Annotated in this window: 6 protein-coding genes; 4 read left to right on the top strand and 2 right to left on the bottom strand. The window is 60.8% G+C overall.

Annotated elements, in window-relative coordinates; translation table 11 throughout:
- Positions 1–193 (bottom strand): hypothetical protein (locus AC1D1P_RS13325; protein WP_477673312.1); only part of this gene is annotated, 193 nt, incomplete at its 3' end.
- A 29-nt stretch (positions 194–222) separates the two neighbouring features.
- Here AC1D1P_RS13325 and AC1D1P_RS13320 point away from each other — a divergent pair.
- Together AC1D1P_RS13320 and AC1D1P_RS13315 are read left to right on the top strand one after the other, a co-directional pair.
- Positions 223–1,404, top strand: a complete 1,182-nt coding sequence (locus AC1D1P_RS13320) for an acyl-CoA dehydrogenase family protein (protein ID WP_477673311.1) — start codon at positions 223–225, stop codon at positions 1,402–1,404.
- Positions 1,405–1,440: 36 nt separating this feature from the next.
- A complete protein-coding gene (locus AC1D1P_RS13315) occupies positions 1,441–2,556 on the top strand; it encodes an acyl-CoA dehydrogenase family protein (RefSeq protein WP_477673310.1) in 1,116 nt (371 codons plus the stop codon).
- 121 nt (positions 2,557–2,677) lie between these two features.
- Here the strand turns inward: AC1D1P_RS13315 and AC1D1P_RS13310 are convergent, their stop codons facing one another.
- Complete coding sequence (locus AC1D1P_RS13310) at positions 2,678–3,235, bottom strand: HNH endonuclease (protein ID WP_092128654.1); 558 nt, start codon at positions 3,233–3,235, stop codon at positions 2,678–2,680.
- 161 nt (positions 3,236–3,396) lie between these two features.
- Between AC1D1P_RS13310 and AC1D1P_RS13305 the strand changes: the two genes are divergently transcribed.
- Both AC1D1P_RS13305 and AC1D1P_RS13300 read left to right on the top strand, forming a co-directional pair.
- Positions 3,397–4,407, top strand: coding sequence for a bifunctional riboflavin kinase/FAD synthetase (locus AC1D1P_RS13305; RefSeq protein ID WP_477673309.1), 1,011 nt, complete (start codon positions 3,397–3,399; stop codon positions 4,405–4,407).
- 118 nt (positions 4,408–4,525) lie between these two features.
- On the top strand, positions 4,526–5,455 hold a 930-nt coding region (locus AC1D1P_RS13300), incomplete at its 3' end, for a class I tRNA ligase family protein (RefSeq protein ID WP_477673308.1).

Here is a 5,455-nt window from a genome sequence, read left to right as displayed (position 1 = left end):
GTTGGAGCCACCGCCCGAAATCAGGATGACGATGTTTTTCTGCGCAGTTGCCATAGCCCTCTAGTTTAGAACGCGGCAGATAACAGCTCACCGCCGCCCCGCCGCACGCATCAAACTCAATGGCACGAATGTCCCAACTGAGACATAAAATTGCGAACGACCGTGCTAAAAATAGAAAATCGACCGTAGACATACCCGCCAACCGGCCTGGAGACATTCGCCATGGATTTAGCTTTCACCCCTGAAGAACAGGCCTTTCGCGAAGAGATACGCGCCTGGGTTCACGCCAACCTGCCCAAGGACATCTCGCACAAGGTGCACAACGCCCTGCGCCTGTCGCGTGACGACATGCAGCGCTGGGCCAAGATCCTCGGCAAAAAAGGCTGGCTGGGCCACGGCTGGCCCAAGGAATTTGGCGGCCCGGGCTGGAATGCCGTGCAAAAGCACTTGTTTGAAGAAGAGTGCGCACTGGCTGGCGCGCCGCGCGTGGTGCCCTTCGGACCGGTGATGGTGGCGCCCGTCATCATGGCCTTTGGCAGCCCCGAGCAGCAAAAGCGCTTCCTGCCAGGCATTGCCAGCGGCGAAGTATGGTGGAGCCAGGGTTACAGCGAACCGGGTTCGGGTTCGGACCTCGCGTCCGTCAAATGCCGGGCCGAACGCCAGGGCGACAAATACATCGTCAACGGCCAGAAGACCTGGACCACGCTGGGCCAGTACGGCGAATGGATTTTCTGCYTGGTCCGCACCAGCAATGAAGGCAAGCCGCAAACCGGCATTTCGTTTTTGCTGATCGACATGAAGTCGCCCGGCGTGACGGTGCGCCCCATCGTGCTGCTGGACGGCGAGGCCGAGGTCAATGAAGTCTGGTTCGACAACGTCGAGGTGCCGGCCAACAACCTGATCGGTGAAGAAAACAAGGGCTGGACCTATGCCAAGCACCTGCTGAGCCACGAACGCACCAACATCGCCGACGTGAACCGCGCCAAACGCGAGCTCGAGCGCTTGAAGCGCATCGCCAAGGCCGAAGGCGTGTATGAAGACCAGCGCTTTCGCGRCGAGATCGCCAAGCTCGAGGTCGACGTGGTGGCGCTTGAAATGCTGGTGCTGCGCGTGCTCTCGGCCGAAAAATCAGGCAAGAACTCGCTGGACATCGCCGGCCTGCTCAAGATTCGCGGCAGCGAGATCCAGCAGCGCTACAGCGAGCTCATGATGCTGGCCGCCGGCCCCTTCAGCCTGCCCTTTATTGAAGAAGCCATGGAAGCCGGCTGGCAAGGCGACTTCCCCGGCGGCCTGCCGGGCGACGCGCCGCTGGCATCCACTTACTTCAATATGCGCAAGACCACGATTTACGGCGGCTCCAACGAAGTGCAGCGCAACATCGTCTCGCAAGTCGTTCTCGGCTAAACCCTATCAGTTCATTCCGGTTTAAAGGAAAGCATCATGGATTTCGATTTCACCGACGACCAGGAACAGCTGCGCGACGCCGTGCGCAAATGGGTCGACAAGGGCTACGACTTTGAGCGCCGCCGTGGCATCGCAAAGGCTGGCGGCTTCTCGCGCGAGGCTTATGGGCAGATCGCCGAGCTGGGGCTTACCGGCCTCTACATCCCCGAGGCCGACGGCGGTCTTGGCATGGGCCCGGTCGAAGGCATGGTGGTGATGGAAGAGCTTGGGCGCGGCATTGTGCTGGAGCCTCTGGCGCAGACATTGATTGCCGGCGGCGTGCTGTCCAGCTATGCCCCCGAAGCCGTGAAGGCCAACTGGCTGCCGAAAATCGCCACGGGTGAAAGCCTCATGGTACTGGCCTACCAGGAACGGGCCGCGCGCTACGACTTCAAAAAATGCGAGGCAAATGCGGCTGCAGCCGGCGATGGATGGGCGCTAACAGCTACCAAAAGCATAGTGCCGGCCGGTGAYAAAGCCGATGCCTTCATCGTYCCYGCCATGGCCARKGGCAAGCTGGCGCTGTTTCTGGTGGAGCGCAGCGCTGCCGGCGTGACAACCAAGGGCTACAGCACGCAGGACGGCGGCCGGGCTGCTGAACTCACACTTAAAAACGCGCCCGCCAMGCTGGTCACGCTGGACGGCCTCACGGCCCTGGCCCACGCTATCGACATCGGCATTGCCGCCACCTGCGCCGAAGCCGTAGGCGTGATGGACAAAACGCTGGCCATCACCGTCGAATACATGAACACCCGCAAGCAGTTCGGCGTAGCCATCAGCAGCTTCCAGGCCCTGCGCCACCGCGTGGCCGACATGAAGATGCAGCTGGAGCTGGCGCGGTCAATGAGTTACTACGCTTCTCTCAAACTTAATGCCCCGGCCGACGAGCGCGCCCGGGCGCTGGCGCGCGCCAAGTACCAATTGGGTGTGTCGATGCGCTTTGTGGGCCAGCAGGCGGTACAACTGCATGGCGGCATCGGCGTGACCGACGAATACATCGTGAGCCATTACTTCAAGAAGCTGACCCAGCTCGAAATGACGTTTGGCGACACGCTGCATCAACTCGGCGAAGTATCGAGCCGGATGCAGGAGACGGCTGGCGTATTTGCCTAGAGCAACACTCACCCCCGATGCGGCCTGCGGCCGCCTCCCCCTCAAGGGGGCGCCACTGGCGGCCCGGCGAAGCCGGTTCCGCGGTGACACTGGACCTCGCACGTGACCGCGTCAGGACGCGTCAGGCGTGCAAGCGTGAGGTCTTGGGAATATGCGCCATCAAGAATTCCATCTGGTCCGCCAGGATGCGGCGGTTGCGCAGGATGAAGTCTTCCCAGAGGCTGGGCACATAAGGCGTGTAAAGAAGCGGCATGTGGGCCTGCTCAGGCGTGCGGCTGCTTTTGCGGTGGTTGCAGGCGCGGCAGGCGGTCACCACGTTCATCCAGGTGTCTATGCCTTTTTGCGCAAACGGAATGATGTGCTCGCGCGTCAGGTCTTCTTCATGGAAATGACCGCCGCAGTAGGCGCACACATTGCGGTCGCGGGCAAACAGCTTGCCGTTGGTCAGGCCCGGTTTCAGGTCAAACGGGTTGATGTTGGGAACGCCCTTGGTGCCGATGATGCTGTTGACGGTGATGATGGACTGCTCGCCCGTGATGGCGTTGTGGCCGCCATGGAAGGTAACGACCCGCGCGCCCATCTCCCAGCGCACCTCATCAGCCGCGTAATGCAACACGGCTTGTTCAAGGCTGATCCAGGATTGCGGCAATCCCTGGGCTGAGAGCTTCAAGACCTTCAAAACGAACCTCCATCATGGTGGATGACGCATGGAAACACGGCGTTCGGCCGACTGTGTATCAATATACAGTGAAATCATGGCAAACAGGTTCAAATCCCCCATAAACCACTTTGAAGCCCCGTTGAGACGGCCTCCAGCGCTATAAAAACGATAATTGCYCCATGAAAATTTTCCGCGGCTACCACCATCCCCAGCTGGCGGCGCAATGCGCCCTGACCATCGGCAATTTCGATGGTGTGCACCGCGGCCACCAGGCCATGCTGGCGCTGCTGAAAAATGAGGCACAGCACCGCGGGGTCCCCAGCTGCGTCATGAGCTTCGAGCCCCATCCGCGCGACTACTTTGCCGGCGTGGCTCGCAAGCCCGAACTGGCACCCGCGCGCATTGCTACCCTGCGCGACAAACTCACCGAGCTGGCGCGCTGCGGCATCGACCAGTGCGTGGTGCTGCCCTTCAACGCCGCGCTGGCTTCACAACCCGCCGAATCGTTTATTGAAGATGTGCTGATCAAAGGCCTGGGCGTGCAATACGTGCTGGTGGGCGACGACTTCCGCTTTGGCGCCAAACGGGTGGGCGACTACGCCATGCTGGACGCCGCTGGCGACCGCCTGGGCTTTGACGTAGCCCGCATGAACAGCTACGAGGTGCGCGGCCTTCGGGTGTCCAGCTCCGCAGTGCGGGAGGCGCTGGCCGAAGGCCGGATGGACCGCGTCGCCAGCCTGCTCGGGCGGCCTTACAGCATCTCCGGCCACGTGGTGCATGGCCGCAAACTGGGTCGCGACCTGGGTTTTCGCACGCTCAATTTACGGTTTTCGCACTGGAAACCAGCGGCCAGCGGGATTTTTGCGGTGCAGGTCTACGGCCTGGCCGATCAGCCCATTCCCGGCGTAGCCAACCTGGGGATCCGGCCCTCACTGGACCCGGCCGATATCAACGGCGGGCGCGTGCTGCTGGAGACGCATTGCCTCGAATGGCCGGCCAGCCTGGGCCCCGAGGGGGCATACGGTAAAATCATCCGAGTGGAACTGCTGCACAAACTGCACGACGAACTGAAGTACGACAGCCTGGACAGCCTGAAAACAGGCATTGCCAAAGACTGCGATGAGGCGCGGGCGTTTTTTGCCTCCATGCACACGGAAACCAGCCGCCAGACCACGCGCGACCGAATTTAGACGATCTCGTCGCCTCTGGCCTCGCCTTTCATTTTTTGGCGACCGGCTTCTTCCCCACCGTATTTCCGGCGGCCCGCCTTTTCAGGCCGCCCTAACAACAGCATTCCAAAAGCATCCCATGTCCGARACCAAAACCGATTACCGCAGCACCCTGAACCTGCCYGACACACCCTTCCCGATGYGCGGCGACCTGCCCAAGCGCGAAGCCGGCTGGGTCAAGGAATGGGACGAAAAAGGCATCTACAAGAAGCTGCGYGACGTGCGCGCCGGCAAGCCCAGGTTCGTGCTGCACGACGGCCCGCCCTACGCCAACGGCAAGATCCATATCGGCCACGCCGTCAACAAAGTCCTGAAAGACATGATCGTCAAGGCGCGTCAGCTCAATGGGCTGGACGCCATCTACGTGCCAGGCTGGGATTGCCACGGCCTGCCGATCGAAAACGCGATTGAAAAGCTTCATGGGCGCAATCTTCCAAGGGACGAAGTGCAGGCCAAGAGCCGCGCTTTTGCCACCGAACAGATCGCCGGCCAGATGGCCGACTTCAAGCGCCTGGGTGTGCTCGGGGAGTGGGACAACCCCTACCGCACGATGGATTTTGCCAACGAGGCCAATGAAATCCGCGCGCTCAAACGCATCATGGAACGCGGCTTTGTCTACCGGGGCCTCAAGCCCGTGTACTGGTGTTTTGACTGCGGCTCCTCGCTGGCCGAGTTTGAAATCGAGTACGCCGACAAGAAATCGCAGACGCTGGACGTTGGCTTCAAATGCGCTGAGCCGCAAAAGCTTTTGAAAGCCTTTTTCGACACAACAGAACCAGCAGGGCAAGCCAAATATGCTGCTGAAGTGCTTAGGGGTGCGGATATCTTCGCCGTGATCTGGACGACCACCGCCTGGACCATCCCGGCCAATCAGGCCCTGACCGTCAATCCCGAACTCAGCTACGCCTTGGTTGACACTGAACGAGGTTTGTTAATCCTTGCCGAAGAGCTGGTACCGCGATGCCTTGAACGCTATGGCTTAACTGGAACCATCATCGCGACCAAAACG

The organism is Polaromonas sp. P1_E1_2 (genome assembly GCF_056406035.1).
This window is presented reverse-complemented; position numbering and strand designations above follow the sequence as displayed.